Here is a 26,695-nt window from a genome sequence, read left to right on the forward strand (position 1 = left end):
TCTGAGACCTTAGGGGTTTCTTGTTTGTCCGCTACCTTCAATAATCCATTTATAGCTACAAAGTTCTTGTAGAGCCATAGGACCTCGAGCGTGCATCTTTTGTGTGCTGATTCCTATTTCTGCTCCAAGTCCGAATTGAGAACCGTCAGTAAATGCTGTGGAAGCATTTACGTATACACATGCTACATCGATGAGAGACTCAAACAGAATGATTGCCGACTCATCTTCGGTTATAATGGCTTCGCTGTGTTTTGATCCATATTTTGAAATGTGATCAATAGCATCATGGATATTATTTACTGTTTTAACAGCCATCTTATAGTCTAGAAATTCAGTTCCAAAACTATCAGTGGATGCCTCTTTTAATAATTTGGATGGGTAATGCCCATGTAAGCTTTCATATGCTAATTTGTCAGCATAAATTACAACATGATCATTCTTTAGATTTTCACATATGTATGGTAGATCATTCAACCTATCTTTATCGATAACAAGGCAATCAAGAGTGTTACATACGCTTACTCGTCTTGTTTTTGCATTATGTACTATTTGTTGAGCAATGTCTTTATTTCCTGTTGTGTGGAAATAGGTATGGCATACTCCTGCACCAGTTTCTATAAAAGGGATACGTGCATTATCTCTCACATAATTAATAAGAGAACTACCTCCTCTAGGTATAATAAGGTCTACATAATCTCTTGCACTTAAGAGTTCGTCAATAACTTCTCTATCATTAGGTAAGAGTGTGCATATATTGGGATTTGCATCGTAATCATCAAGAACGCCTCTTATTATTTCGACTATAGCTCGATTTGAAAAGGTGGCATCGGAACCTCCTTTTAATAGACATACATTTCCGGATTTGAAACATAGCGAGAATACGTCAAAGCAAACATTTGGGCGAGCTTCAAATATAACTCCGATCACTCCAAATGGAACTGCTTTTTTTGTTAAGTGTAAACCATTATCAAGCGTTTTATTATCGAGAATTCTACCAATAGGAGAGGGGAGGTTAATTATATTTCGAATATCAGAAACAATTCCCATAATACGTTCTTCGGTGAGTTTTAATCTGTCGTATTTAGGATTATCTTTATCCATTCTTTGCAGGTCCTTTAGGTTCTCTGAAAGAATATAATGTATTTTTGCTTCCGTTTCCTTTGCAATAGCTTCCAGTAAAGAATTGATTTGTTCATCCTTTAAAAGAAGTAAATTTCGTCCTGCTGTTTTGGCTGCTTCAAACAGCTGTTTCGTGTCGTCCATTTTGTTTATGATTTATCAATATATAAGTAGTCGTAATGTATAATTGGTTTTTCATTACTCTTGCCTATAAGTTTTTCTACGGTTTTACTATCAAAAGCAATACGACCAACTCCGATTTGCTTTTTCTTATTATCAATAATTTTTACTATATCGTCCACTTCAAAGTCTCCCTCTATTTTTACTATACCAACAGGTAGTAGGCTAACAGCTTTTTCACTGATGAGAGCTTCTTTTGCACCATCGTTGATATGTACTTCACCTTTGGCAAAGCTTTCTGAATGTGCAATCCATTTCTTAACATTAGAAACTGCCTTTTTAGAAGGTTTGAATCGTGTGCATATAGTTTTAGGATCAGAAATGAGATTCAATAATATATCATCTTTCTTTCCGTTAGCTATTATTACTTCTATGCCTTCTTCAGCTATCTTTCGGGCAATATTGTATTTAGTTTGCATTCCTCCACGTCCCGATGTCGATTTAGAGGTTTGTATAAACTCTTCTATCTGATCTTTCTTAGGATCTATTTCAGCAATTACGCTCGCTTTAGGGTCAACAGGGTTGCCATTATATATACCATCAATATTACTTAATATAATTAATGTTTGGCAATTCATCATTGTTGCAACTAAACCTGATAATTCGTCATTGTCTGTGAACATTAATTCGTTGACCGAAATGGTGTCATTTTCATTAACAATGGGTGTTACTCCATTTTGAAGCATAACAGTCATGCAATTACGTTGATTGAGGTAATGTCGACGAGTTGCAAAATCTTCTTTGGTTGCTAATATCTGACCACAAACAATATTATAGTTATCAAAAAGTGTAAAGTATTGATTGATAAGCTTTACTTGACCTATTGCCGAGTATAATTGTCGGGCAGAAACTACGTCTAATTTAGACTTTGGACTAATTGTTGATTTACCTGATGCCACGGCACCTGATGAAACAAGAATAATTTCAATCCCCGATTTACGTAATGCGGCAATCTGATCGACTAATGCAGACATTCGGGTAACATCTAATGTGCCATCCTTTCTGGTTAGTACATTACTGCCTATTTTTATAACTATTCGGTTCTTTTTTGAATTTTCCTTTTTCATTTTATATAAAATAATTACAATCTTATTTATCAAGATCTTATCAGTTGATATATACTTGGTGGTTTATTAAACTATTCCAAGAGATAAATAAGTTTGTGACCTCACAAAGTTAATAAAATCTCGAATCAAAAAAATACCTGCCTATTGTAATATAGGCAGGTATCTATAAAGAGTTTTCTTATTTTTCTTTCATCTTTATCTTTTTCGTATTTCCGCCCGTTTTATTTTACCACTAATTGTCTTGGGGAGTTCTTCCACAAATTCTATAATTCGCGGATATTTATAGGGGGCAGTAACTTTTTTTACATGGTCTTGTATCTCTTTAATAAGAGCTTCTCCAGCTTTAGCTTTGTAATCGGATGCTAAAACAATAGTTGCTTTTATTATCTGACCTCGTATTTCGTCAGGTACACCTGTTATAGCACATTCTACAACAGCAGGATGAGTCATTAGTGCACTTTCTACTTCGAATGGTCCGATTCTGTAACCAGAGCTTTTAATAACATCATCGAGGCGACCTATAAACCAAAAATAACCATCTTCGTCTCTCCAGGCTACATCACCTGTGTGGTATACATTATCATAATATACCTGATTGGTAAGAGCTTCGTCTCTATAGTATCCCATAAATAACCCAAGAGGTTTTATCCCATTATTTGTTTTTATGACTACCTCGCCAGATTCTCCTTCTTCAGCAGAACGTCCTTCAGCAGTGATAAGATCAATATCGTAAGCAGGATTAGAAACACCCATTGCTCCGGGTTTAGGTTCTAACCAAGGGAAGGTTATAATGGTAGGAGTAGTTTCTGTTTGTCCGAATGCCTCCATCATTTTGATTCCAGTAGCCTTATAGAATGCCTCAAATACCGATGCATTGAGGGCTTCTCCGGCTGTTGTGCAATACTTAAGAGACGATAAATCGTATTTGCTGATATCGTCACGAATCATAAATCGATAAACTGTGGGAGGTGCACAAAATGATGTGATTTTATATTTTTCGATCAATTCAAGCATTTTAGCTGATGTGAATTTTTCGTGATCGTAAGCTACTACTGTTGCCCCAACAATCCATTGTCCGTATAGTTTTCCCCATACTGCTTTTGCCCAACCTGTATCAGATACAGTTAAGTGTACACTGTCTTCCGTGAGGTTATGCCAATATTTTGCTGTAACGATATGTCCCAATGGATAGGTGAAATTGTGGATTACCATCTTTGGTTCACCTGTAGTTCCTGAAGTAAAATAAAGTATCGAAATATCTTCGTTGTTATTTACATGTTCAGGACGAGCGAATGGTTTTGCATTATCTAATCCTTTATAGAAATTTTTCCAACCATCGGGTGTATTATCTCCCCATGTAATAAGATGTTTTATGGTAGGAGATTGTGATAATGCTTCATCTACATGTTTGCGGATAAGATCGTCATCTGTTGTTACAATAGCTTTTATATCAGCTGCATTGTTTCTGTAAATAATATCTTTTGGAGTTAACAAATGTGTAGCAGGAATTGCTACAGCTCCTATTTTATGTAGTCCGACAATAGCAAACCAAAACTCGTAACGTCGTTTTAGTATTAACATCACTTTATCTCCTTTGCCAATACCTAGTGATTGGAAGAATGATGCAGCCTTGTCGCTCTGTTCTTTTATATCTTGAAATGTAAAGTCTATATGTTCTCCTTCTTCATTAGACCAGCAAAGTGCAATCTTAGAAGGTTTTGTTTTTGCCCATTCATCTACAATGTCATAGGCAAAGTTAAAGTTGTCGGGAATATTTACGTGAAAATTATTTTTGAAATCCTCGGTAGATGTAAATTCTATTTGTTTTAAAAATTTCTCTAGCATAGTTTCTTTAAATTAGGGTCTTAGACCTATTTGTTGAAAGTAATTTGAAAATACTTAATTGTTGTCTTACTTTAGTAAAAAAAACTACAATTACAGTTTTTATTTACCAAAGCAATAAAAAAGTGTGATACCTTAAACTATTACTGCTAAAAATTTGACAGGCTTACCATCTAAAGCTTTCATCCCATGAGGTAAGCTGGGGTCGAAGTAGAGGCTGTCGCCTTTTTCTAGAATAAGATCTTTTCCATTGATCTGGAGTAAGAGTCTACCTTTAAATACCAGGTTAAATTCTTGTCCGGAGTGTTTACTTAGGTGGATTGGTGTATCATCAGCTTTGGGTTCTACTGTAACTATAAAAATATCAGCCTTTCTGTTTGCGAACCCTGTTGCTAAAGCCTGATATTGGTATTCTTCAACACGTTTGATTGCTAACCCTTTTTCTTTTCGTGTAATAGCATAGCTATTCATACGGGGTTCTTCATCAAACATGAGAGTTGTAATGTCTACATTGTACTGTGTGGCAATTTTTTTGAGTAGGCTGATAGAAAAATCTTTCTTCCCTGCTTCGTACTCGATATAGTCTTCGAGCGGAATGTCACATGATGCTGCAAAATCAGCTTTTGTAAGCTCTAACGCATCACGTAAACCTTTAAGTCGCAGACCAATTTGTTTTAATTCGTCATTCATCAGAATATATATGTTTAATGGTGATTATGTAAGTAATCTAAAATATAAACGTTATTCTTTAAAATCTAAAAAGCCATTATTTTATTGAAATAATTTGAAAGCTTTATAGCTTAATGCTCCCAAAGTTAGTGAAAAGTTTTCTACACCTGTAAAAAAGTGAAGACTATTATCTGTCCTAATTAGGGCAGTCGTCTAGCGCAAAATTTATATATTTGCATCCAAATGAATTATGTGCTAATCGTATGAGTAAACATAAAAACCTTATATTTTATATATCAGTTATAGGTGTATTATCTGTTATAATCTATTTTGTATTGTCTTTAGGTCAGAATCAATTACAACCATCATTGGATGGGAATGAGATTGTTAGTCAACATTCGGCATGGACCAATTTTTCTACATCCGTTATTCAAGAAGCAACGGGTTCTACGGCTTTATTAATTCTACAAATAATTGTTATTCTCTGTTTTGTACGTCTGTTTGGTTGGGTTTGTCAAAAGATTGGACAACCAACTGTTATTGGCGAGATTATAGCAGGTATTGTACTAGGTCCATCTCTTTTAGGAGCATTCTTTCCTGAAATGTCGGAGCTTATCTTTCCTGAGTCATCCATAGGTAGTATAAAACTTCTTAGTGAAATAGGTTTGATTCTCTTTATGTTTATTGTAGGGATGGAATTAGATCTAAAGGTCTTGAAAAATAGAGCTAATGATGCTGTACTGATAAGTCATACTTGTATTGCTATTTTATTTACATTAGGTATTATCTTCTCGTATTTTATCTATCCTTACTTTTCTCACCCCAATGGGCATTTTGTGTCCTTTGCCTTATTCATGGGAATCGCAATGAGTATAACGGCCTTTCCTGTATTAGCAAGGATTGTGCATGAGAGAGGATTAAATAAGACTCCTCTGGGTGCTATGGTGATAACTTGTGCTGCGGTTGATGATATTACGGCTTGGTGTCTTTTAGCGGCAGTTATAGCTATCGCAAAGGCGGGTACTTTTGTAAGTTCTTTATATGTGATCTTTTTTGCAGTGGTATATGTTATTTTGATGTTCAAATTGGTACGTCCTTTCTTACAGAGAGTTGCCGATCTGCAAACATCAAAAAATATTATAAGTAAGTCAATTATAGGTATCTTCTTTTTAGTATTATTTCTATCTTCTTATCTAACCAGTATAATTGGTATTCACCCCTTGTTTGGTGCTTTCTTAGCAGGAGTTATAATGCCTCCTAACATCAATTTTAGAAAACTATTTATAGATAAGATTGAGGATATTTCATTGGTGATACTCCTTCCTTTATTCTTTGTATATACGGGTTTGAATACACGGATAGGCTTGTTGAATGACGGCTATCTTTGGATGATCTGCGGAATAATTATTTTAATTGCTACTACGGGTAAACTTGTGGGAGGGGCTTTAGTTTCGAGGTTCATCGGTTTTGATTGGAAATCGAGTATGACCATAGGGGCATTGATGAACACCAGAGGGTTAATGGAGCTTGTGGTACTTAATATAGGTTATGATCTGGGGATTCTTACACCCGAAGTATTTGCTATGATGGTCGTAATGGCTCTTGTTACAACTTTTATGACAAGCCCCCTTCTTGATCTTATTGACAGAATCTTTAAAAATAAAGTTCCGGCAAATATCACAGAACGCAAAGTATATAAAATATTAGCTCCGTTTAAGAATATTGAGCTAGGGGAAAAGCTGCTACTGATAGCTAATTCTTTTGTGAAGAAGAGTCAAAACTATTCAGAGATCAATATGGTACACTTTACCCCTGGTAATAATCTGTATCAGTATAGTATAGAAGACGAAGAGCGTGACACTTTTGAGCCTATTCTAGAAAAGGCTCGTGAATTGGGTCAGCCAGTTAATACAATGTTTGAAGTAGCCTCCGAACCTTTTGCCAAAATAGTAAAACTATCTAATGATGGCGATTATGATCTTTTGTTGATTGGTGCACATTATTCTATATATCAAGGAAATTTATTAGGTCAGTTTTTAGGTCTCTCTACTAAATTATTACGTTTTCCTGCTCATCTATTCTCATTCTTAAAGAAAAATAAGAGGGTGACGAATCGCGATGTCTTATCGTTGGGTGATGGAACACATTCTGTCTTGAAAAATAGTAATTTGTCGGTTGGCATATTTATTGATAGAGGTTTAACAGAGATCAAAAATGTTATAGTTCCCATTCTTGATGAAGACGACATCTTCGTTGGAGATTTTATGGAACGCCTTACTCAGAATTCATATGTTCGTATAACCCTTTGGGATGCAATTGGTTTGATGGATAATTCTATTGAATTTGTAAAGAGCGTTAGAGGTATTAAGGCGGTTAATCCTTACTTGTTTCAATTGTGGAACAATAACATTCCGATAGATGTTGATATTTTTAAGAAGCACGATTTATTGATGGTGAGCTTAAAGAGTTGGAAAAACCTAAGAGAGAGATATCCCTCATGGGAAAAAGATGTTCCATCTACTTTAATATTAAACGATTGATATAAGTGCCTAGTTTATCACTAATAATGCTGAATCGAAATTATGGATTATAAAAATGCACTTACATATAAGAAAGAGGTATTTGAGAAACTGTCAAAAAGGCAGTTGAAAGATGCTTTTGAACTATTGACAAAGTTGGTAGTAAATACTCAAGATTGGCATGCCTCGGAGAAACTAAGTGAGTTAGAAACCAATTACAAATACATGTTGCATTATCAGTTTGAGGATACAGTTGATCCTCAAAAGGATACTATTTACAATACTATTCTAAGGACTTTATATGAGCTTACTGATGATGCCTCAGATGAATTATTGACGATAGATTCGTCTAATATTTTTTACGAACGATTGAGAATTAATACAGTTCGCACACCCTTAACTTTGAGTGAAATAAAAAAGCAACTGAAAGATGTAACTGAATCTTGGGCTTTGGCTGATCTTCTGGAAGCTGGAGATATTAAGCAGGCAAAGTTGCGAGAGTTATCGGTTAAAAGAGAGCGCACCGGATCTGAGCTATTTAATTATATGTTTATTTCGGCACGAGCAAGCGAGCAAGATGAGGCTGAGTATATATCTTTCCTCAATCAAGAGGAAGTTCCAGTTCGTGAGAAATTATTATTTATATCAGCTTTGACACTGAATTTATTTCATCGTTTTGATGGACGTAAACTTTGTGTGTTGATGAATGCTTGTCAATCTGAAGAAAATTCTATTAGGTTGCGTGCTATAGTTGGCCTTATCATTGTTTTGCAGATGTATGATGTACGTTGGCAATTATATCCTGAGTGCCAATTCAAGTTAGATGCTTTAGCCGAGGATGAAACTTTTCGAAGATCGGTGCTAGCTGTTGTAAAACAATTGATTCGCTCACGCGAGACAGAAGAAATTAGCCGTAAGTTGACAGAGGAAATTATACCTGAGATGATGAAATTCAATTCGCTTGCTGGCAAAAAATTGAATATGCAGGATTTGATGGGTGAAACTGATTTTGCAGATAAAAATCCGGATTGGCAAAAAGAACTCGAAAATTCGGGATTGGCTAATAAATTACAAGAGTATTCGAGCTTACAAATGGAGGGGGCAGACGTTTTTCACTCTACATTTTCGAGTTTAAAGAATTTTCCATTCTTTGGCGAACTTAGCAATTGGTTTTTACCTTTTGATGCTCAATATTCGGAACTTCAACCTCTGTTTTCGGACAAAGAAGGCTTAAATGCATTATTGCAAACCGCTGTTCTGAATTCATCACATATGTGTAATTCAGATAAGTATTCGTTTGCATTTAGTCTGATGCAAATACCATCGAGCCAAAGACAAATGATGGCGGGGCGTTTTGGTGAAGAGTCGGATCAGTTAAAAGAAATGCAAAAGGAAGCCGAATCACTAAACTCTAAAGTGGGTGAGGAAATAATATCTAATCAATATATTCAAGATTTATATCGCTTCTTCAAGCTATATCCATATAAAAATAACTTCTTTGATATATTCAAATTGAGGTTAAACTTTTATGATAAAAAATCTATCAGCCCATTGATTTCAGATCATAACAGTATGCTGCAAATTGCAAACTATTGTTTTGATAAAAATTTCTTTTCTGAGGCTTTAGGTATTTATCAAAAATTGATAGATAACGGTGCTTTTGAATCAGATCTTTGGCAAAAGTTGGGTTACTGTAAACAAATGCTCGATGATCTGAAAGGGGCATTGGATGCTTTTTTACAAGCCGAATTATTGTCTCCTGATAATTCTTGGATTATAAAGAGAATTGCACAGGTTTATAAGTCGTTGAAGGATCCACAACGTGCGTTGGAGTACTATCAACGTGCAGCTCAGCTGAATCCTAATAATTTGAATCTGGAGCTAAATATCGGTCATTGCTATTTGGATTTAGGAGAGTATGATAAGGCATTGAATTGCTATTTCAAAATAGAGGTCTTAGATAGTAAAAGCTCTAAATCGTGGCGTCCTATTGCTTGGACTGCATTTCTTTTAAGAAAGTTTGAGTTGGCACAACAATATTACCAACAGATATTGGCTGATAAACCTAATGTTCACGATTTCTTAAATGCAGGTCATGTAGAGTTGTGTTTAAATCACAAGAAAACAGCATTAGATTTTTATTTAAAGGCCGTAAGAAAATCATCTGACTTTAATCAGTTTGTAGCCTTATTCGAAGAGGATGCTAAAGAACTTATAGCAGCGGGAGTAGACTCATCGTTCTTTCCGTTCCTATTAGACGAATTAAGGTATAAACTCGACTAAAGAGTTTATACCTTAATTTTGGTTTAATATAAGATATGGAGTTTTAATCGCAAGGTATTCCAAATAAATCTAATCCATCTGTCCATACAGGAACGACTGTTCCATCTTTTTCTAATCTGAATATTGCACGTGAAGGAAAGAAGCATTCGGTATTGTCGAAACTAAATGTATCTCTCCACTTAAAATCATCTGTATAAGTAAAATACAGATTCCCTATATTAGCATATACTTTAGTCGGTATATTGTCAGCGTAGTCTGCTTCAATATTGCTGTAATAGTCATTTATTTTAGCTTCTGCCTCTTTGTAGTTTCGTCCGTAAACTAATTCTATCTTTTTATCGCTGGCAAAAATCGGCTTTCCGTTTTTGCTTGAATCGAAACCGTTTAGTGTGAATGCAAATATATTGGTTTTGCATTCATCCAATCCAAAAATAACTTTTTGGGGTTTCAGAACATCAAAGCCTTTTGTGCCATACACGTAAAAGTCTTTCTCTACATGTGGTTTCATCTCTTTCTCTACTTTTTCATTATATAGCAGACTATATACTCCTAGACTATCGACTATCTGTACTCCTCTAATGGGTATTGCTTCATCGAATTGAGAGTAAAACCAATTTGCCTTAATAGAGTCTTGTTCCTCTATTCTGTCAAATATTTTATCGAAAACCGTAGCAGAGTCAGTTTCTGCATAATTAATAACAATAGCAGTTGTCTTAGGAGATAATTCGTATACTGAGTATACTGCATTTCCTTTTAAGACTTTGTCGTTTATGCCAGTTGCGGCAGCGTTCTGAGTTGGATGTAAGATACCAAGGATAATAAGAGTACTTAAAAGATATAAGCTTCTCATAAATAGGGGTTTTCTTAATTTGATTAAAAGAAATTTGTTTGCAAATATAAATAATAATTTGCTGTAAAATATCTATTGCTATATTTTATAGTTTTATGAGCCTTTGATAGTTATGCTAACTCGATAAATAATAAGGTCTGGGACTTCAGTATGATGTATTTGAGAAAAAATGATGAGAATTTGAAGATGTTTAAAATAATAAAAGGAGATTTTTCACAAAATCTCCTTTTATGAGTTAATTTAGGTATTAGTGTTTAAGGTAAAAAGATTGTTTTAGGTTATCGATACAAAGAAACATGTTTATTGTATAAGTTCCAAGTGAAAATTTATATTGTAAAACATGTTTTATATTCTATTATCATTAAAATGTTTTGATTATATTAAATTGTGTTGAAAAGACCCATAAAGCCTACTTTGCTTTTATTTTTTTATAAGTATATTTACAACATAGAAACAAATTTAATAAAATATTACAAAGAAAAAAATGATGAAAAAGGCTTTATTGTTACTTTTTTCGGTTATTACTACTTTTTCGACAGGCTTTGCATGTACAAGTTTGTTGGTAGGAAAAGCAGCATCAACTGACGGTTCTACTATGATAACTTATTCTGCTGATTCTTATTCTCTATATGGAGAATTATATCATTGGCCAGCAAAAAAATATGCACCGGGAGAAATGCTGAAAGTATACGACTGGGATTCGGGTAAATTTTTAGGTGAAATAAAGCAAGTAGCCGAGACTTATAATGTTGTAGGAAATATGAACGAGTATCAGCTGACTATTTCTGAATCTACATTTGGAGGACGTGATGGTTTGGTTGATCCTGATGGTATTGTGGATTATGGCAGTCTTATATATATTACCTTACAACGCGCTAAAACAGCTCGTGAGGCTATAACAGTGATGACTGATCTTGTTGCTGAATATGGCTATGCAAGTGGCGGCGAGTCTTTTTCTATTGCTGATCCTAACGAAGTGTGGGTGATGGAAATGATTGGAAAAGGAAAAGGCAATAAAGGTGCGGTTTGGGTTGCTGTACGTATTCCGGACGATTGTATTTCGGCACATGCAAACCAAGCACGTATACAGCAATTCCCATTGAAGGGTTCTAAGGATTGTCTTTATTCGAAAGATGTGATTTCTTTTGCTCGCGAAAAAGGATATTTTTCAGGAAAAGATGCAGACTTTAGTTTTGCAAAGGCCTATAATCCTCTAGACTTTGGTGGACAACGTTATTGTGAGGCTCGTGTTTGGAGTTTCTTTAATCGTTTTAATAAAGATATGGCAGGATTTGTTACTTATGCTTTAGGGCAAACACATGAGCCAATGCCATTGTATATTAAACCTGATAGAAAAGTAAGTCTGACCGATTTGAAAGATATGATGAGAGATCATTACGAAGGTACTCCATTAGATTGGCGTTTTGATAGTGGTGCAGGACCTTTTGAGGCTCCTTATCGTTGGGCTCCGCTAGAGTGGGAGGTCGATTCGGTGAAATACTGTAACGAGCGTCCTATTGCAACACAACAAGCTGGTTTTGTATTTGTATCTCAAATGCGTTCGTGGTTACCTAATCCGATAGGTGGAGTGCTTTGGTTTGGTGTGGATGATCCTGCACATACTGTATTTACTCCGATGTATGCTTCTATAACACAAATACCCGAATCGTTCAGAGTTGGGAATGGCGATTTATACAACTTCTCTTGGACTTCTGCTTTCTGGATTAATAATTGGGTATCTAACATGGTTTATGGTAAATATAACTATATGCATCCAGATTTACTAAAAGTACAACAGGAGCTAGAGTCTAAATTTTTGTCTCAACAATCGGAGATTGAAAATAAGGCATCACAATTATATGCAGATTCTCCGGCTAAGGCTGTAGCTTACTTAACTGAATATAGTAATGAGCAAGCTCAGTACGCTTTTGATAAGTGGAAAAAATTGGGGGGATTTTTAACCATTAAATATATGGACGGAATTGTTCGCAAAGAAAAAGATGGAGAATTTATCCGTAATGAACATGGTAACCCATCGGCACCGCAACGTGTAGGGTATCCTCAAAAATTCTACGACGAAGTGGTTAAACAAACTGGAGATAGATATAAAGTTACAGAGTAACTAGTGTTATATGACTCGAAGTTAAAAAAAAGGTGTTGTTAAGTTTTTAACAACACCTTTAATTGAAATAGATAAAAGTGTATAAAGGAATAAGTGATTGTGAATTCTCTTTTTTTTGTTTTGATGTCAAAAATAGACTTAAGTATTTGCCGTTATAATTTATTATTAATAAGATGGACAATGTTCTAACTTTTTCTAAATCTGTCTTTCGTGGTTTTGGACAAATCATGCTACAAGCCAACTATTGGACAGGAATACTTTTTCTTATTGCCATTTGTTATGATTCGATATGGATGGGAGTCGCTGCGCTGCTCAGCAATATAGTAGGAGTTTTGACAGCGAAGATTCTTAAATTCGACAAAACCAATATCGAAGATGGTTTTTATGGTTTCAATGCAACTTTAGTTGGCGTTGCCCTGGTTTTCTATTTTCAGTTTAATATCTGGGTTGCATTGGCAATTATTATAGGATCTGCTATGAGTACAGTATTGATGGAGATTGCTCTTCGCAAGAAGTTTCCGGCTTTTACATTTCCATTCATTTTGGTTACTTGGGTTCTTCTATTTATTCTAAGTATTCCTCACTTGGCTCTACCTACAGTGTCGGAGCATTTTGTGGATATTACTGCACTGGAAGACTTTTGGATTGAAGGTCACGCCTTCGGACAAGTTATATTTCAGGGAAGTGTTATTGCTGGTCTCATTTTTATAATTGCTGTATTTATTAATTCACCTATAGGTGCATTATATGGATTTGTGGCTTCTATCATCAGTGTGGCTATATCACATCACTTTCATGAACCTGTGGATCAGATTACTGCCGGTATTTTCAGTTTTAATGCAGTATTATGCGGTATTGCCTGTAGTGGTCTTAAGCCCCGTGATGGTATTTATGTGTTTATTGCGGTTGTTTTGTCTACCCTTATCGACATATGGATGATAGACCATGGCTGGACTACATTGACATTTCCGTTCGTACTTTCTATGTGGATAGTATTAGTAATCAAGAAATATACTTCTAATATAAACTTGCTATCAAAGGATAAATAACTCCTGTTATTTCCAATTATAATAAAGATTGCCCATATGTTGTATTTACATATGGGCAATTTATCTTCTACAATTGATAAATTTATTTGCTTTTAACTGATGTGATTGAATAGTATTCAACCTATTTTATAAAAGGAAGAAGTTTCTTCTGTTCACCGTAAATTGAGTGACGAAATCTATGGTGGATTATCATTCAAAAATGATTGTTTTATGGGCATTATAGAGAGTCGTGGTATGTCTTGTTTAATAATTGAGGTATTGTGTGGACACGTATGTAAGATATGGCTAAAATCGCAGATATCTACTTTTGATATAACTTTATTACTTGTTCTGTTAAAAGTACTATCTTCATTGAAAATGTTCTTTTTGTGTCATATTTGGCTGACAAGTTGGCAGTGAATAGCTGAAATAAATGTTAGCTTTGATTCATAGCTTGTTAAACGCTGTTAAGCGTAAATTTTACTGGTTAAAAGTGTTAAAAAATGGAGATAGTCGTACAAATGTGAATGTTTTTTGTTTATACATTTGAAGAAAGAAATTGAATGATTTTTTTAAAATAAAAACGAATTAGATATGAGTAAATTTTGGAAAAGTGCCTCTACTTATATGGTAGCTGCATTGATTAGTATTGGTGCTTCTTATGGCACATATAGTTACTTAAATAGCCGATCTGATTATAGTGGTGCTGATGTATTTAATTATGGACAAGGTTTTGACCAGAAGAATGTGCATCTGACTTCTTTAACAGCAGAAGGCTATCCTGATTTTACTAAAGCTGCTGAGAGTTCTATTCATGCAGTGGTGCATATCAAGTCTACTGTGAAGTCAACAGAAGTAGCAGGACGTCGCCAAAGACAAATGGTAGATCCTTTTGAGTATTTCTTTGGATTTGGTGACCGAGGTGGTTCCGAATACATGAATCCTCAGCCAAGTGTCGGTTACGGATCGGGAGTTATTATTTCTAAAGATGGTTATGTAATTACAAATAACCATGTGATCGATAAAGCTACGGAGATAGAGGTTACAATGAATGATAACAGAAAATTTCCGGCTAAGCTTGTTGGAGCCGATCCTACAACAGATATTGCTTTGTTGAAGATTGAAGGAGCTGAATTTCCTTATATACCATTTGGGAGTTCGGATGACTTGAAGGTTGGAGAATGGGTATTAGCTGTTGGTAATCCTTTTAATCTAACTTCTACCGTAACTGCGGGAATCGTTAGTGCCAAAGGACGTGGAGGTATAGGTGCAGGAAAGCCTGGAGGAGATATGACTATTCAGTCTTTTATCCAAACTGACGCAGCTATAAACCCAGGTAACAGTGGTGGTGCATTGGTGAATACTAATGGACAATTGATTGGTATTAATACAGCAATATATTCTCAAACCGGAAACTTTGCAGGGTATGGATTTGCTGTTCCTATCTCAATTGCAGGAAAAGTCGTGGCTGATATTAAAGAGTTTGGAACCGTTCAACGCGCTGTTCTAGGTGTTATGATTAGCGATGTAGCGGCAGTTGAAGATATAAGCCCAGAGAAAGCTAAAAACCTGAAAGTTAAGGAGGGTGTTTATGTAGGAGGTTTTGCAGATCGTAGTCCGGCAAAAGAAGCAGGTGTATTAGAAGGCGATGCTATTGTTGCTATAAACAAAACTAAAGTTCGTAATGTAGGAGAACTTCAAGACTTAGTAAATAGATATCGTCCTGGCGATAAAGTAGAATTGACTATTGACAGAAATGGAAAACAATCTACTATTGCGGTAACTTTAAAGAATAGTTCAGGTAGTACTTCAGTTGTGAAGAAAACCGATGGCTTGGCATCTGTAGGGGCTGCATTTAAGAATCTCTCAGAAGAGCAAAAGAGACAATATGGTGTAAGCTATGGTGTGGAAGTTGCTGGCGTGGATGATAATGGTAAGTTTAAAAAAGGTGGCATTACTAAAGGTTTCATTATTATGAAAATTAATAATAGATCAGTATCATCTGCCGAAGAAGCAGAGCAAATCATAGAAGCAGTAGCTCAAAGTCAAGATAAAGGATTATTTATCTCAGGATTCTATGCAAATGGAAGAACCAAGTATTATGCGATTGATTTGAATGAGTAATAGTAACTCTAAATCGAATTAACAAAGTATAACGTTTAGCTCTTCGATCAAAATGAGGAGTTAAACGTTATTATATTAAAGGAACAAAGATATATTACATAGAAGTGATTTTTATTATAATTAGGTGACCTAAAATTGATATTTAATTTATACCTTTGCACACTTGTTTGAAAAAAATTAATATTTAAAGCGAATAAATGAGACAGTTAAAGATTACAAAATCGATAACAAATCGAGAGAGTGCATCTTTGGATAAGTATCTTCAAGAGATTGGTCGTGAGGATCTTATCACTGTAGAAGAAGAGGTGGAGTTGGCTCAGGCTATTAAGCGAGGAGATAGAGCAGCGTTAGAAAAACTTACACGAGCTAATCTTCGTTTTGTGGTATCTGTGGCAAAACAATACCAAAACCAAGGATTGAGCCTACCTGACCTTATTAACGAAGGCAACTTAGGTTTGATTAAAGCAGCTGAGAAATTTGATGAGACTAGAGGATTTAAATTTATCAGTTATGCAGTTTGGTGGATTCGTCAATCTATTTTGCAAGCATTAGCTGAGCAGTCGCGTATAGTACGTCTTCCTTTAAATCAGGTAGGTTCACTAAACAAGATCAGCAAAGCTTTCTCAAAATTTGAGCAAGAAAATGAGCGTAAGCCCTCACCAGAGGAATTGGCAGAACAATTGGATATTCCAGTTGATAAAATTTCCGATTCTCTAAAGGTGTCAGGCCGTCATATTTCGATGGATGCTCCGTTTGTGGAAGGCGAAGATAATAGCTTACTTGATGTATTAGTGAATGATGATGCTCCTATTGCAGACCGTGCATTGATGAACGAATCTCTTCAACAGGAAATCGAAAGAGCCCTATCTACTTTGACCGAAAGGGAAAGTGATATTATCAAAATGTTTTTTGGTATAGGGTGTCAAGAGATGACATTAGAAGAAATTGGAGATAAATTCCAGTTAACGCGTGAGCGTGTTAGACAAATTAAAGAAAAGGCAATCAAACGATTACGCCAAAATTCGAGAAGTAAATTACTTAAGGGTTATTTAGGTTGAGAAAAACCTAAAACTCAAAATATATAAAGGGATTGCTATTTTAGCAATCCCTTTTTTTGCTCAAAAATATAAACACAACTTATTAAAAACTCTTTTTTCTTATATTTGTGTGACAAACTTCTGTTTTTACTTCTTAAAAATATCATAAATGGAATTATACTATTCATTTTCTATTCTTATCGTTATCGCTACGGTTTTTTCTTACGTGAACATACGGTTTCTGAAATTACCTTCAACTATTGGAATTATGGTTATCGCCATGATTGTTTCCATACTTTTGGTGTTTATCGGAAATTTGGTAACTACTGGACCTTTACAGGATTTTTCGACGTTGATAGGAAGTCTTAATTTCTCGGAAATATTGATGAATGGTATGCTTAATTTTCTGCTCTTTGCAGGAGCTATTCATATTAATATAAATGACCTTAAAGAGCAACGGGTGCCTGTTATTATATTTTCTACATTAAGTGTTATTATATCAACATTTGTAATTGGATTTGCACTGTATTTTCTGCTAAACAGATTGCTGCCCATGGTAGATTTGCATTTAGAGATTCCTTTTATATACTGTTTACTTTTTGGTTCGCTGATTTCGCCTACCGATCCTATTGCTGTATTGAGCATTCTGAAACAAGCGAATGTTTCGAAGTCTGTAGAAACTAAAGTTGCAGGAGAGTCACTCTTTAATGATGGTGTTGCGGTAGTAGTTTTTGCTGTGATACTAAAACTTGCGCAAGGAGAGTCGATAGATTTGTCTGTAACTAACATAGTTTGGTTGTTTGTAAAAGAAGCATGCGGAGGATTTCTAGTAGGGCTTCTGCTGGGTTATATTGCAGCTAAGGCTATGAGGACTGCCAATGATTATAAAGTCTCGGTATTAATAACTTTATCGGTGGTAATGGGTGGTTCATTGATTGTTCATGCAATGCATATTTCAGGACCTTTGGCAATGGTTGCTGCAGGTCTTATTATTGGTGAATCTAAAAGGAAGCGAAAAGAAAATGAAGAAAGTAATACCAGTAATCATGTTGGACACTTTTGGGAACTATTGGATGAGGTGTTCAATGCTATATTGTTTCTTTTTATAGGATTTGAACTACTTCTTATTCCTAATCTTCAAAATTATTGGTTGATAGGTTGTATTTGCATTGTCGTAGTTTTATTTGCTCGATATATCTCAATAAAAATCCCTACACTAATAATTCCATTTAAAGAAAAATTCTCGAGTGGTACTATAAAGATCCTCGTTTGGGGAGGACTTCGTGGAGGCGTTTCCATTGCTTTGGCTCTGTCTATAGCCGAAGGACCTTTTAAGCAAGTGCTTATAGCTGCAACCTATTTTGTGGTTGTGTTCTCTATTATAGTACAAGGGTTAACTATTGGTAAGTTGGCAAAGAAGATTAAAATTTCATAGAGTTATTCTTCTTGAATACATAGTGTGCAAACTGTAGCTTCGATAGCCATCAAAAGGTCTGTCGGAGCTATTTTTATCTGTAAACCCCTCTGTCCGGCACTAATGTAGATGTAGTCGAAATCTTTGCAGGTGGAGTGTATATATGTAGGAAATTTCTTTTTCATTCCAATAGGGGAGCATGCTCCTCTAATATATCCGGTTGTATTTAATAGGTCTTTCATTAATATCATGTGGCAACTCTTGTTTCCTGAGGCTTTGGCAGCCAGTTTAAGGTCTAGCTCTTCTGCTCCGGGAATTATGCATACAAAATACCCCGATTTGTCACCTTTAAGAACTAATGTTTTAAATAGCTGCTCTATGGGTTCGTTTAATTGTTCGGCTACGTGAACGGCACTAAGGTCAGATTCGTCCACCTCATAAGGAATAAGCTCGTAATCTATTTTTATTTTGTCCAGTAATCTGGCTGCATTTGTCTTATTGATTTTCATCTCTAAATAATTAGTTGCACTTTATTACAAAAGTAATTGTTGTGTAATATAGTCAGGTATTAAAATAATGTTAATTAATTTCTAAAATTGTAGGGTTTAGTTAAAACTAAGAGTGGAGCTACTTATTTGCCACGTAAATACATAAGATGTCAAATTTATTACTACATTTGTGAGTGCATAAGTAATTTTTAGACAGATGGGTTTAATTTCTTTCTCAAGTATCTTGGTTAGTATATTCATTTCTCTCTGAATTTGGTTCTTTGCTAAACACAATTATTTATTTTTTTTAATTACATTTTTTATGAACATTTTTATTGCAGGTTTAAGCTATAGTATTACAGATGCTGACCTAAACGATTTATTTGGAGAATACGGAGAGATTGCTTCTGCTAAAGTTATTATGGACAGAGAAACTGGTCGTTCAAAAGGTTACGGATTCGTAGAAATGAATGACGAAGCTTCAGGTCAAAAAGCTATTGATGAGTTGAACGGTGCTGAGTATGATGGCAGAACTATTTCTGTATCAGTAGCACGCCCAAGAACTGAAGGTGGCGGCGCAGGTGGTCCTCGTAGAAGCAATTCTGGCGGCGGATTCGGCGGCGGTGGCAACAGAAGAGGTGGTAACTCAGGTGGCGGTTTCAATCGTGAAAGATATTAATATTTAGAATATTATATAGAGCCATAAGAAAAGAGATAGTTTATACTATCTCTTTTCTGTTTTTTAGCAGCTTTTTTTACTAACTTTGTCTTATAAATAAGATCAAGTTTGATGTTGGGTGTAAAACGACTATACGTATATATATTACAGACATTTGTGCCAGTGTTTTTCATGACATTTGCCATTTCTTTGTTTATTATATTAATGCAATTTCTTTGGAAGTATGTTGAGGATATGGTCGGTAAAGGACTCGAAACTCATGTGCTTGCCGAATTGTTTACATATGCTGCACTATCGTTAGTGCCAATGGCATTGCCTTTAGCAATATTGCTGGCCTCTTTGATGACCTTTGGTAATTTGGGAGAGCGTTACGAGCTATTAGCTATTAAAGCTGCAGGTATATCTTTACTTAAAGCTATGCGCCCACTAATAATACTTATGGTATTGATTTGTGTAGGTGCTTTCTTTTTTCAGAATAATGTCATTCCTAAGATTAATGTGAAGCTTCGGTCATTAATGATTTCGGTAAGACAGAAATCTCCCGAATTAGATATTCCCGAAGGCTCTTTTTACTCAGGAATAGAGAATTACAATATTTTTGTAAAAACTAAAGATAAAGAAACAGGTACATTACGTGATGTAATGATCTATGATGTATCCAAAGGTTTCGATAATATGGCTGTAATTGTTTGCGATTCAGCTAAAATGAAAATGTCTTCTAATAAAGACTATTTGCAATTGAATCTGTTTTATGGACAGCAATTTTCTAATTTCAAACAGTCAGGTTTAGATAATGCTTCGGCTGCTCGAAATGATAAATTTGTGCCATACAGCCGCGAGAATTTTAAAGAAAGGCAGGTTATTATTCCTTTCGATGCAAATTTCAACAGAATGGACGAGTCATCGATGGATGGAACTCAGATTGCAAAGAATGCTTCGCAGTTGAGAGCTTCAATAGATTCTCTTTCAATAATAGTAGATAGTTTGAATATTAATGACCGAAAGGTTATGCTTAATTATACTTATTTGTCGTACCGTAATAATTATCAGATGGATACGACTAAAATAAAAGAAGAAAATAATGCATCATTTGCATATAGTCTTGATTCGGTAATGAATTCTCTTTCTCCTTCCGAAAAGACAAGTGTATATACTGATGCGATGTCTAGAGCCGAAGCTAATAAGAATGATTTTATGTTTCGCTCGATTTCGAAGATCGATACTCAAAAAAAGATACGACAACATAATGTAGAATTACAGCGTAAATTTACGTTATCTTTTGCCTGCTTGGTCTTCTTTTTTATTGGGGCTCCATTGGGTGCAATTATAAGGAAAGGAGGGTTAGGAATGCCAGTTGTGGTATCCGTTATCTTATTTATAATCTATTATATAATAGATAATCTGGGCTATAAAATGGCAAGGGATGGTGTTTGGGCTGTGTGGCAAGGTGTCTGGCTGAGCTCTTTCATTTTATTCCCTCTAGGTGTATTTATAACCTATAAAGCTATTAATGACTCTGCATTGTTTAATGCTGATGCTTATAGAAACTATTATGTGAAGGTCTTTGGAGATCGCAGTCTTATGACTGTTGAAGAACTTTACTCTAACTTTAATAAGCGGGCAAAGGATGCCTTGAAGGCCTTTGCTGTTTTTGTAGTAGTATCGGCAGTGCATATGGTTACAAAAGGTTTTATTAGTTCAACCTTTTCAATTCTACAATGGATAAGTGGGATATTATATTTATTTTTACTTATTGAGATATTTTTTACTCGACAAGAGTTTTATTCTCGATTAAAAGAGAAGATCGAAATGTCAGGTATCATTTTGAATTTTACGATAGGAATACCATTTTATTTTGTTTTGTATTTTTCTCAACGAAATAAAATGAAGAAGCTGTTGCTATCAAAACAAGAACAAAAAATAACAATAAATATTTAAGATATTATGTTGGAGATAAAGTTAGATACTATCGAGGAAGCGATAGAAGAAATAAAAAAAGGGAACTTCGTAGTTGTGGTTGACGACGAAGACCGTGAAAATGAAGGTGACCTAATTATTGCAGCAGAAGCAATTACTCCTGAAAAGGTGAACTTTATGGAGACTCATGCTAAGGGGCTTCTTTGTGTTCCTTTGACTGGTGAGAGATGCGACGAGTTGGATTTACCAATGATGGTTACAAGTAATACTTCGGTACATGCCACACCTTTTACTGTATCAGTAGATTTATTAGGACATGGTTGTACTACAGGTATTTCTTCATTCGATAGATCTCAGACTATCTTAGCTCTTGCGAAAGCAGAAACAAAAGCGGAAGATCTAGGACGCCCTGGACACGTATTTCCTTTACGTGCAAGAGATAAAGGTGTTTTGAGCCGTATTGGTCACACCGAAGCAGCTGTAGATTTAGCAAAACTGGCAGGACTATATCCTGCAGGTGTTTTAATAGAAATAAAGAATGAAGATGGAGCAATGGCTCGCCTTCCAGAATTGATGAAATTCTCAAAAGACTTTGGTCTTAAAATAATTTCAGTGGCAGATTTGGTTAAGTACAGATTGTGCCGTGAATCATTGATTGAAAGAGGTGCTGAAGTGAATATGCCTACAGAACATGGAGACTTTCATCTAATTCCTTTTAAACAAAAATCGAATGGTTTGGAGCACATTGCTTTAATAAAGGGTACATGGGATGCTGATGAGCCTATTTTGGTAAGAGTTCACTCTTCATGTATGACAGGAGATATTTTTGGCTCTAAACGTTGCGAATGTGGCGAACAACTACATAAATCAATGGAAATGATTCAAAAAGAAGGTAAAGGAGTAATCGTTTATCTGAATCAAGAGGGTAGGGGTATTGGGCTGATGGCTAAGATTGAAGCCTACAAACTTCAAGAAGAAGGTCTGGATACTGTAGATGCAAATTTACATTTAGGTTATCAAGCTGACGAACGCGATTATGGTGTGGGAGCTGCAATACTTCGTGACTTGAACGTGAAAAAAATGCGTTTACTAACTAACAATCCTGTAAAACGAGTAGGTCTTGAGTCTTTTGGATTAGAGGTTGTTGGAAATGTGCCTATCGAAATTACTCCTAATGAGTATAACGAAGCTTATATGAAGACAAAGAAGGATAAAATGGGACATATTTTACATAATTTAGATTGAGGTTATAAACTCTTATTACTTCGAAAAGAGTAATTAAGAGAGAATCTGAAAAATATAGCAATCTACATTATTTAGGATTACTTGATATATAAACTAGAAAAATACAAATAAAGAAGAATAATTAAAATGGGACAGGTAGCAGATCGTATCGCTAATCTTTCGGCATCCGAAACATTGGCAATGTCACAAAAGAGCTCAGAATTGAAGGCTCAAGGTTTTGATGTTATTAATCTAAGTGTTGGTGAGCCCGATTTTTATACTCCGGATCACATAAAGGAAGCAGCGAAAAAAGCGATAGATGGTAATTTTTCATTCTATAGTCCTGTTACCGGATTTCCTTCTTTACGTAAAGCTATTTGTGCTAAATTAGAGAAAGAGAATAACCTGACTTTTCAACCAGAGCAGATTGTTTGTTCAAATGGTGCAAAACAATCGGTTTATAATGCCTTGTTAAGTGTTGTAAATGCTGGAGATGAAGTTATAATTCCTGCTCCATATTGGGTTAGCTATATAGAAATGGTAAAATTAGCCGAAGGAACAAGTGTAATTGTTTCTGCGGGTATAGAGCAAAATTTCAAGATAACAGCTACCCAGCTCGAAAATGCTATAACTCCTAAAACGCGTGCTATAATCTTATGCTCACCATCTAATCCTACAGGTAGCATATATTCTAAGGCAGAACTAGAAGGGTTAGCTAATGTATTGGCAAAGCATCCGAATATTATCATTCTTGCTGACGAAATATATGAGCATATTAATTATGTAGGTAAGCATGAAAGTATTGCTCAATTTGAGAATGTAAGAGATAGGGTTGTAATTATTAATGGTGTTTCTAAAGGCTATGCTATGACCGGATGGCGTTTGGGATGGATTGCTGCTCCTAAATGGATTGCAGACGCTTGTAATAAATTACAAGGGCAAGTTACCTCGGGTCCATCTTCTATCACCCAAAAGGCCGCAGAAGCTGCTTATACAGGCGATCAGTCTTGTGTAGAGACTATGCGTGTTGCATTTGAGCGTCGTCGCGATTTAGTTTATAAGCTAACATCGGAAATTGAAGGTTTTAAAATAGAGAAACCTGATGGAGCTTTTTACGTATTTCCTGATTGCTCTTTCTATTTCGGAAAATCATTTAATGGTAGAAAGATCGAAAACTCAGGCGACTTAGCAATGTTTTTATTAGAAGAAGGTCATGTTGCTTGTGTTGCAGGACAGGCTTTTGGTGCTCCTAACTGTATTCGTTTTTCATATGCAACCGCAGATGAATTGCTTGTAGAGGCTTTGAAACGAGTAAAAGAAACTTTAGCTAAATTAAAATAAGAAAGAGTCCAATTATAGAAAAAGGCTTTGTATCTGATGATACAAAGCCTTTTTTATTTAAGTTTTGATTAGTAGCTTAACTAGCTACCAAAAGAACCGTCATCTAAATGTTTGCGGATTAAATCCATTATAGCTTGTAATGAGCCTTCTCTGTTTTGTTCTATAGCTTTCCAGATAGAGCTGAAAGGGAATGTTTGAAAAACAGGACTTTCTGAAACGCAGGCAAAATCACTACCATACTCATCGCTGATAATAGTCCATTTGGTTCCATACACGCTATTCATGCAATTACCAAATGCTGACCCTATTGCATTAACAAACTCCTCTTCAGTTACCAATTTAAAGCTGGTGCGTCTGTGTAACCATAAATAAATAAGCTCATCTAAATCTTGAGCGGAATAATTAGACAAATTTTTATCGGCACTAAGTTGTGTAAGCAGAATCTCTGCATCAACTAAACTATATGCTATGAATTCTTTGTCAGTATCACTAAGATTGAGTAAATCTTGCTCAACTTTATCAACTATTTTTGTTTTATATTCTACTGTGCGTCCTTCGATTTCAAACGATTTATGTTCGAAGTTTTCGTCATCGGACTTATCTTGTTTTTTACTCATATCTTATTTTAATTACTTATTAAGAAAACTATTTTGTGATCTTAATTAAGTACTGAACCGAAAATTATACTGGCAATGGTTAGATATATAATAAGTCCTGTAACATCGACAATTGTTGCCACAAAAGGGGCTGAGGATGTAGCAGGATCGGCTCCTAATCTTCGCAAAATAAATGGGAGCATTGAACCTATTAGCGATCCCCATAGAACGATTCCTACTAGAGATAAAGATACTGTGCTAGCTACCATAATCCAATGATCACCATATAAGTGAGGGAATATGAAATGCCATACATAAATACGTATGAAGCCAATAACGCCAAGTATAATACCAAGACTTAAGCCAGAGATAATTTCGCGTCTGAATACACGCCACCAATGTGATAGGCGTACGTCTCCAACTGCCATTGCCTGTATAATAAGTGTTGATGCCTGTGAACCACTATTACCACCACTGGAAATCATTAGAGGGAGAAACATCGCCAGCACTATTACTTTTGCCAATTGGTCTTCGTAATATTGCATTACTGAGGCAGTCAATAATTCACCTATAAATAAAACTATAAGCCAACCTGCACGTTTCCAAACCAATTTATAGAGGGGAACATCCAAATAGGGTTCATCAAGAGTTCCACTCGCTCCAAATCGTTGCATGTCTTCTGAATATTCTTCATCAGCAAGCCATAGCACATCATCAATAGTAACGATACCCAATAAAGTTTTATCTGGAGCTATAACAGGTAAAGCAACTCTATTATTCATTTTGAACACTTTGATGGCTTCTTCTTGTGGATCTTCTGCATTCAGAGATATAAGTCTGTCATCCATCAAGTCAGCTATGGGTGTATGCGGATCAACAAGTAGTAAATCGCGAATACGAAGGTCATCAAGTAAAACGCCATGATCGTCTAATACGTATATAACGTCAATAGTCTCCGAATTTTTACCTCTGAGCCTGATTGTATCTAGTGTTTCTTGTACAGTGAAATTCTTATTAATAGCAAGATAGTCGGGAGTCATTAATCGACCAACACTATCTTCTGGATAGGCTAATAGAGTCGATACTTCCTTTTTATCTTCCGGTGAAAGTAAAGATAGTAATTGCAGAGATAGTTCTTCGTCTTTTAGTTCTCCTAGAAATGCCGTCTGGTCATCTGGAGGCAGACCTCTCATAATCTCCGAGACCTTAAGTTTTGGTAGCTTCTTTATGACTCGTTCTTGTGTTGGAACATCTAAAATTCTAAAAACATTAATAGCTCTGTTTGCACTCATTGTATCTATAATGAGTGGAGCATAATCAGGAAGTTCATCAATCAAATCTTCTATAATGGAGATATTAAGACTGTCAAGATATATTCTTAACTTTTTCTTGTCTCCCGATTTGATTAGTAATTGGGTGTGATGAACAATGTGTTTGAGATCTTTTCTCATACTGAGGAAGTTTTAATCAGTAAATACTGGAAAACTCTTTTTTCTCAAAAAAAGTTTTCATAAACACTCTCTATCTTTTCTCATTCAACCGCGTATAGCATTGTCGGCAGAGTGGCTTATATTCCTCTAACTCTCCAAGCATCACCTGCTTGTCGTTTGTTGATACAAGTCGAAACGAATAATTTGCTAATTTACCACATTCTACGCATATGGCATGTACCTTTTCTACATCATCGGCAATAGCACATAAATTAGGCATTGGACCAAAAGGATTCCTTTTAAAATCCATATCCAATCCGGCTATAATGACTCTGATACCTTGATCTGCTAATTGCTGACATACATCAACTAAACCCATATCGAAAAATTGAGCTTCATCAATGGCTACAACTTCTATGTTGGATGCCAGTAAAAGGATATTACTCGAATGTTCGACTACAGTCGACGGAATCGAGTTTTTATCGTGTGATGTGATCTCAACTTCAGAATAACGGGTATCAATTGCAGGCTTAAATATTTCTATCTGTTGTTTAGCTATTTTTGCTCTTTTTAGTCTGCGTAAAAGTTCTTCTGTTTTACCCGAGAACATCGATCCGCATATAACCTCTATACTACCTCTATTAGTTGCTTCGTGTATTGTATTTTCAGTATAAATCATATAAAAAGAAAGTATAAGAGGGTTAGATATTGATATTAGTTCCACCTACAAAGATGGCTCTATATTTTAAGCCGTGCAAAGATAGAT

Annotated in this window: 20 protein-coding genes; 11 read left to right on the forward strand and 9 right to left on the reverse strand. The window is 35.3% G+C overall.

Annotated elements, in window-relative coordinates:
• Window positions 1-9: 9 nt before the first annotated feature.
• From HGC4_RS04750 to HGC4_RS04765, 4 genes are all read right to left on the reverse strand, one after another.
• Entirely contained in the window at window positions 10-1,263 is a 1,254-nt protein-coding gene (locus tag HGC4_RS04750; RefSeq protein ID WP_050708981.1) for a glutamate-5-semialdehyde dehydrogenase, read from the reverse strand.
• 5 nt (window positions 1,264-1,268) lie between these two features.
• Entirely contained in the window at window positions 1,269-2,366 is a 1,098-nt protein-coding gene (gene proB, locus HGC4_RS04755) for a glutamate 5-kinase (RefSeq protein WP_050708982.1), read from the reverse strand.
• A 195-nt stretch (window positions 2,367-2,561) separates the two neighbouring features.
• Window positions 2,562-4,211: an AMP-binding protein gene (locus HGC4_RS04760; protein WP_050708983.1), complete on the reverse strand. Its 1,650-nt coding sequence runs from the start codon at window positions 4,209-4,211 to the stop codon at window positions 2,562-2,564.
• 132 nt (window positions 4,212-4,343) lie between these two features.
• Window positions 4,344-4,898, reverse strand: a complete 555-nt coding sequence (locus HGC4_RS04765; RefSeq protein WP_050708984.1) for a helix-turn-helix domain-containing protein — start codon at window positions 4,896-4,898, stop codon at window positions 4,344-4,346.
• 242 nt (window positions 4,899-5,140) lie between these two features.
• Between HGC4_RS04765 and HGC4_RS04770 the strand changes: the two genes are divergently transcribed.
• Entirely contained in the window at window positions 5,141-7,417 is a 2,277-nt protein-coding gene (locus HGC4_RS04770; RefSeq protein ID WP_050708985.1) for a cation:proton antiporter domain-containing protein, read from the forward strand.
• 42 nt (window positions 7,418-7,459) lie between these two features.
• Window positions 7,460-9,679: a tetratricopeptide repeat protein gene (locus tag HGC4_RS04775; RefSeq protein WP_050708986.1), complete on the forward strand. Its 2,220-nt coding sequence runs from the start codon at window positions 7,460-7,462 to the stop codon at window positions 9,677-9,679.
• Between the two features lie 43 nt (window positions 9,680-9,722).
• Here HGC4_RS04775 and HGC4_RS04780 read toward each other — a convergent pair whose 3' ends face one another.
• On the reverse strand, window positions 9,723-10,529 hold the full coding sequence (locus tag HGC4_RS04780) for a hypothetical protein (RefSeq protein ID WP_050708987.1): 807 nt from the start codon (window positions 10,527-10,529) through the stop codon (window positions 9,723-9,725).
• Window positions 10,530-11,016: 487 nt separating this feature from the next.
• Between HGC4_RS04780 and HGC4_RS04785 the strand changes: the two genes are divergently transcribed.
• The 5 genes from HGC4_RS04785 to HGC4_RS04805 all read left to right on the forward strand — a co-directional run bounded on the left by HGC4_RS04785 (window position 11,017) and on the right by HGC4_RS04805 (window position 18,275).
• On the forward strand, window positions 11,017-12,651 hold the full coding sequence (locus HGC4_RS04785; protein ID WP_185099948.1) for a dipeptidase: 1,635 nt from the start codon (window positions 11,017-11,019) through the stop codon (window positions 12,649-12,651).
• Window positions 12,652-12,824: 173 nt separating this feature from the next.
• Complete coding sequence (locus HGC4_RS04790; RefSeq protein ID WP_050708989.1) at window positions 12,825-13,700, forward strand: urea transporter; 876 nt, start codon at window positions 12,825-12,827, stop codon at window positions 13,698-13,700.
• 573 nt (window positions 13,701-14,273) lie between these two features.
• Window positions 14,274-15,803 carry a Do family serine endopeptidase gene (locus HGC4_RS04795; protein WP_050708990.1) on the forward strand — a complete coding sequence of 510 codons (1,530 nt, stop codon included), beginning with the start codon at window positions 14,274-14,276 and terminating at the stop codon, window positions 15,801-15,803.
• Window positions 15,804-16,000: 197 nt separating this feature from the next.
• Window positions 16,001-16,861 carry a sigma-70 family RNA polymerase sigma factor gene (locus HGC4_RS04800; protein ID WP_050708991.1) on the forward strand — a complete coding sequence of 287 codons (861 nt, stop codon included), beginning with the start codon at window positions 16,001-16,003 and terminating at the stop codon, window positions 16,859-16,861.
• A 148-nt stretch (window positions 16,862-17,009) separates the two neighbouring features.
• The gene (locus HGC4_RS04805; RefSeq protein ID WP_050708992.1) at window positions 17,010-18,275 is read left to right on the forward strand and encodes a cation:proton antiporter; all 1,266 of its coding nucleotides are present in this window, start codon (window positions 17,010-17,012) and stop codon (window positions 18,273-18,275) included.
• A 2-nt stretch (window positions 18,276-18,277) separates the two neighbouring features.
• Here the strand turns inward: HGC4_RS04805 and ybaK are convergent, their stop codons facing one another.
• Window positions 18,278-18,763 carry a Cys-tRNA(Pro) deacylase gene (ybaK, locus tag HGC4_RS04810; protein ID WP_050708993.1) on the reverse strand — a complete coding sequence of 162 codons (486 nt, stop codon included), beginning with the start codon at window positions 18,761-18,763 and terminating at the stop codon, window positions 18,278-18,280.
• Window positions 18,764-19,064: 301 nt separating this feature from the next.
• Here ybaK and HGC4_RS04815 point away from each other — a divergent pair, with 301 nt between their 5' ends.
• From HGC4_RS04815 to HGC4_RS04830, 4 genes are all read left to right on the forward strand, one after another.
• Entirely contained in the window at window positions 19,065-19,421 is a 357-nt protein-coding gene (locus tag HGC4_RS04815) for an RNA recognition motif domain-containing protein (protein ID WP_050708994.1), read from the forward strand.
• 111 nt (window positions 19,422-19,532) lie between these two features.
• Window positions 19,533-21,359 carry an LptF/LptG family permease gene (locus tag HGC4_RS04820; protein WP_082204073.1) on the forward strand — a complete coding sequence of 609 codons (1,827 nt, stop codon included), beginning with the start codon at window positions 19,533-19,535 and terminating at the stop codon, window positions 21,357-21,359.
• Window positions 21,360-21,365: 6 nt separating this feature from the next.
• The gene (locus tag HGC4_RS04825; protein WP_050708996.1) at window positions 21,366-22,583 is read left to right on the forward strand and encodes a bifunctional 3,4-dihydroxy-2-butanone-4-phosphate synthase/GTP cyclohydrolase II; all 1,218 of its coding nucleotides are present in this window, start codon (window positions 21,366-21,368) and stop codon (window positions 22,581-22,583) included.
• A 126-nt stretch (window positions 22,584-22,709) separates the two neighbouring features.
• Window positions 22,710-23,903, forward strand: a complete 1,194-nt coding sequence (locus tag HGC4_RS04830) for a pyridoxal phosphate-dependent aminotransferase (RefSeq protein WP_050708997.1) — start codon at window positions 22,710-22,712, stop codon at window positions 23,901-23,903.
• Between the two features lie 80 nt (window positions 23,904-23,983).
• On the opposite strand, the gene HGC4_RS04835 is transcribed toward HGC4_RS04830, so the two are convergent.
• From HGC4_RS04835 to HGC4_RS04845, 3 genes are all read right to left on the reverse strand, one after another.
• Window positions 23,984-24,520 (reverse strand): DUF3806 domain-containing protein, encoded by a 537-nt coding sequence (locus HGC4_RS04835; RefSeq protein WP_050708998.1) that lies wholly within the window; start codon window positions 24,518-24,520, stop codon window positions 23,984-23,986.
• 41 nt (window positions 24,521-24,561) lie between these two features.
• Window positions 24,562-25,950 carry a magnesium transporter gene (mgtE, locus tag HGC4_RS04840; protein ID WP_050708999.1) on the reverse strand — a complete coding sequence of 463 codons (1,389 nt, stop codon included), beginning with the start codon at window positions 25,948-25,950 and terminating at the stop codon, window positions 24,562-24,564.
• A gap of 70 nt (window positions 25,951-26,020) precedes the next feature.
• A complete protein-coding gene (locus HGC4_RS04845; protein ID WP_050709000.1) occupies window positions 26,021-26,608 on the reverse strand; it encodes a thymidine kinase in 588 nt (195 codons plus the stop codon).
• Window positions 26,609-26,695 lie beyond the last annotated feature (87 nt).

It is taken from the genome of Dysgonomonas sp. HGC4 (assembly GCF_001261715.1).
Lineage (GTDB): Bacteria > Bacteroidota > Bacteroidia > Bacteroidales > Dysgonomonadaceae > Dysgonomonas_A.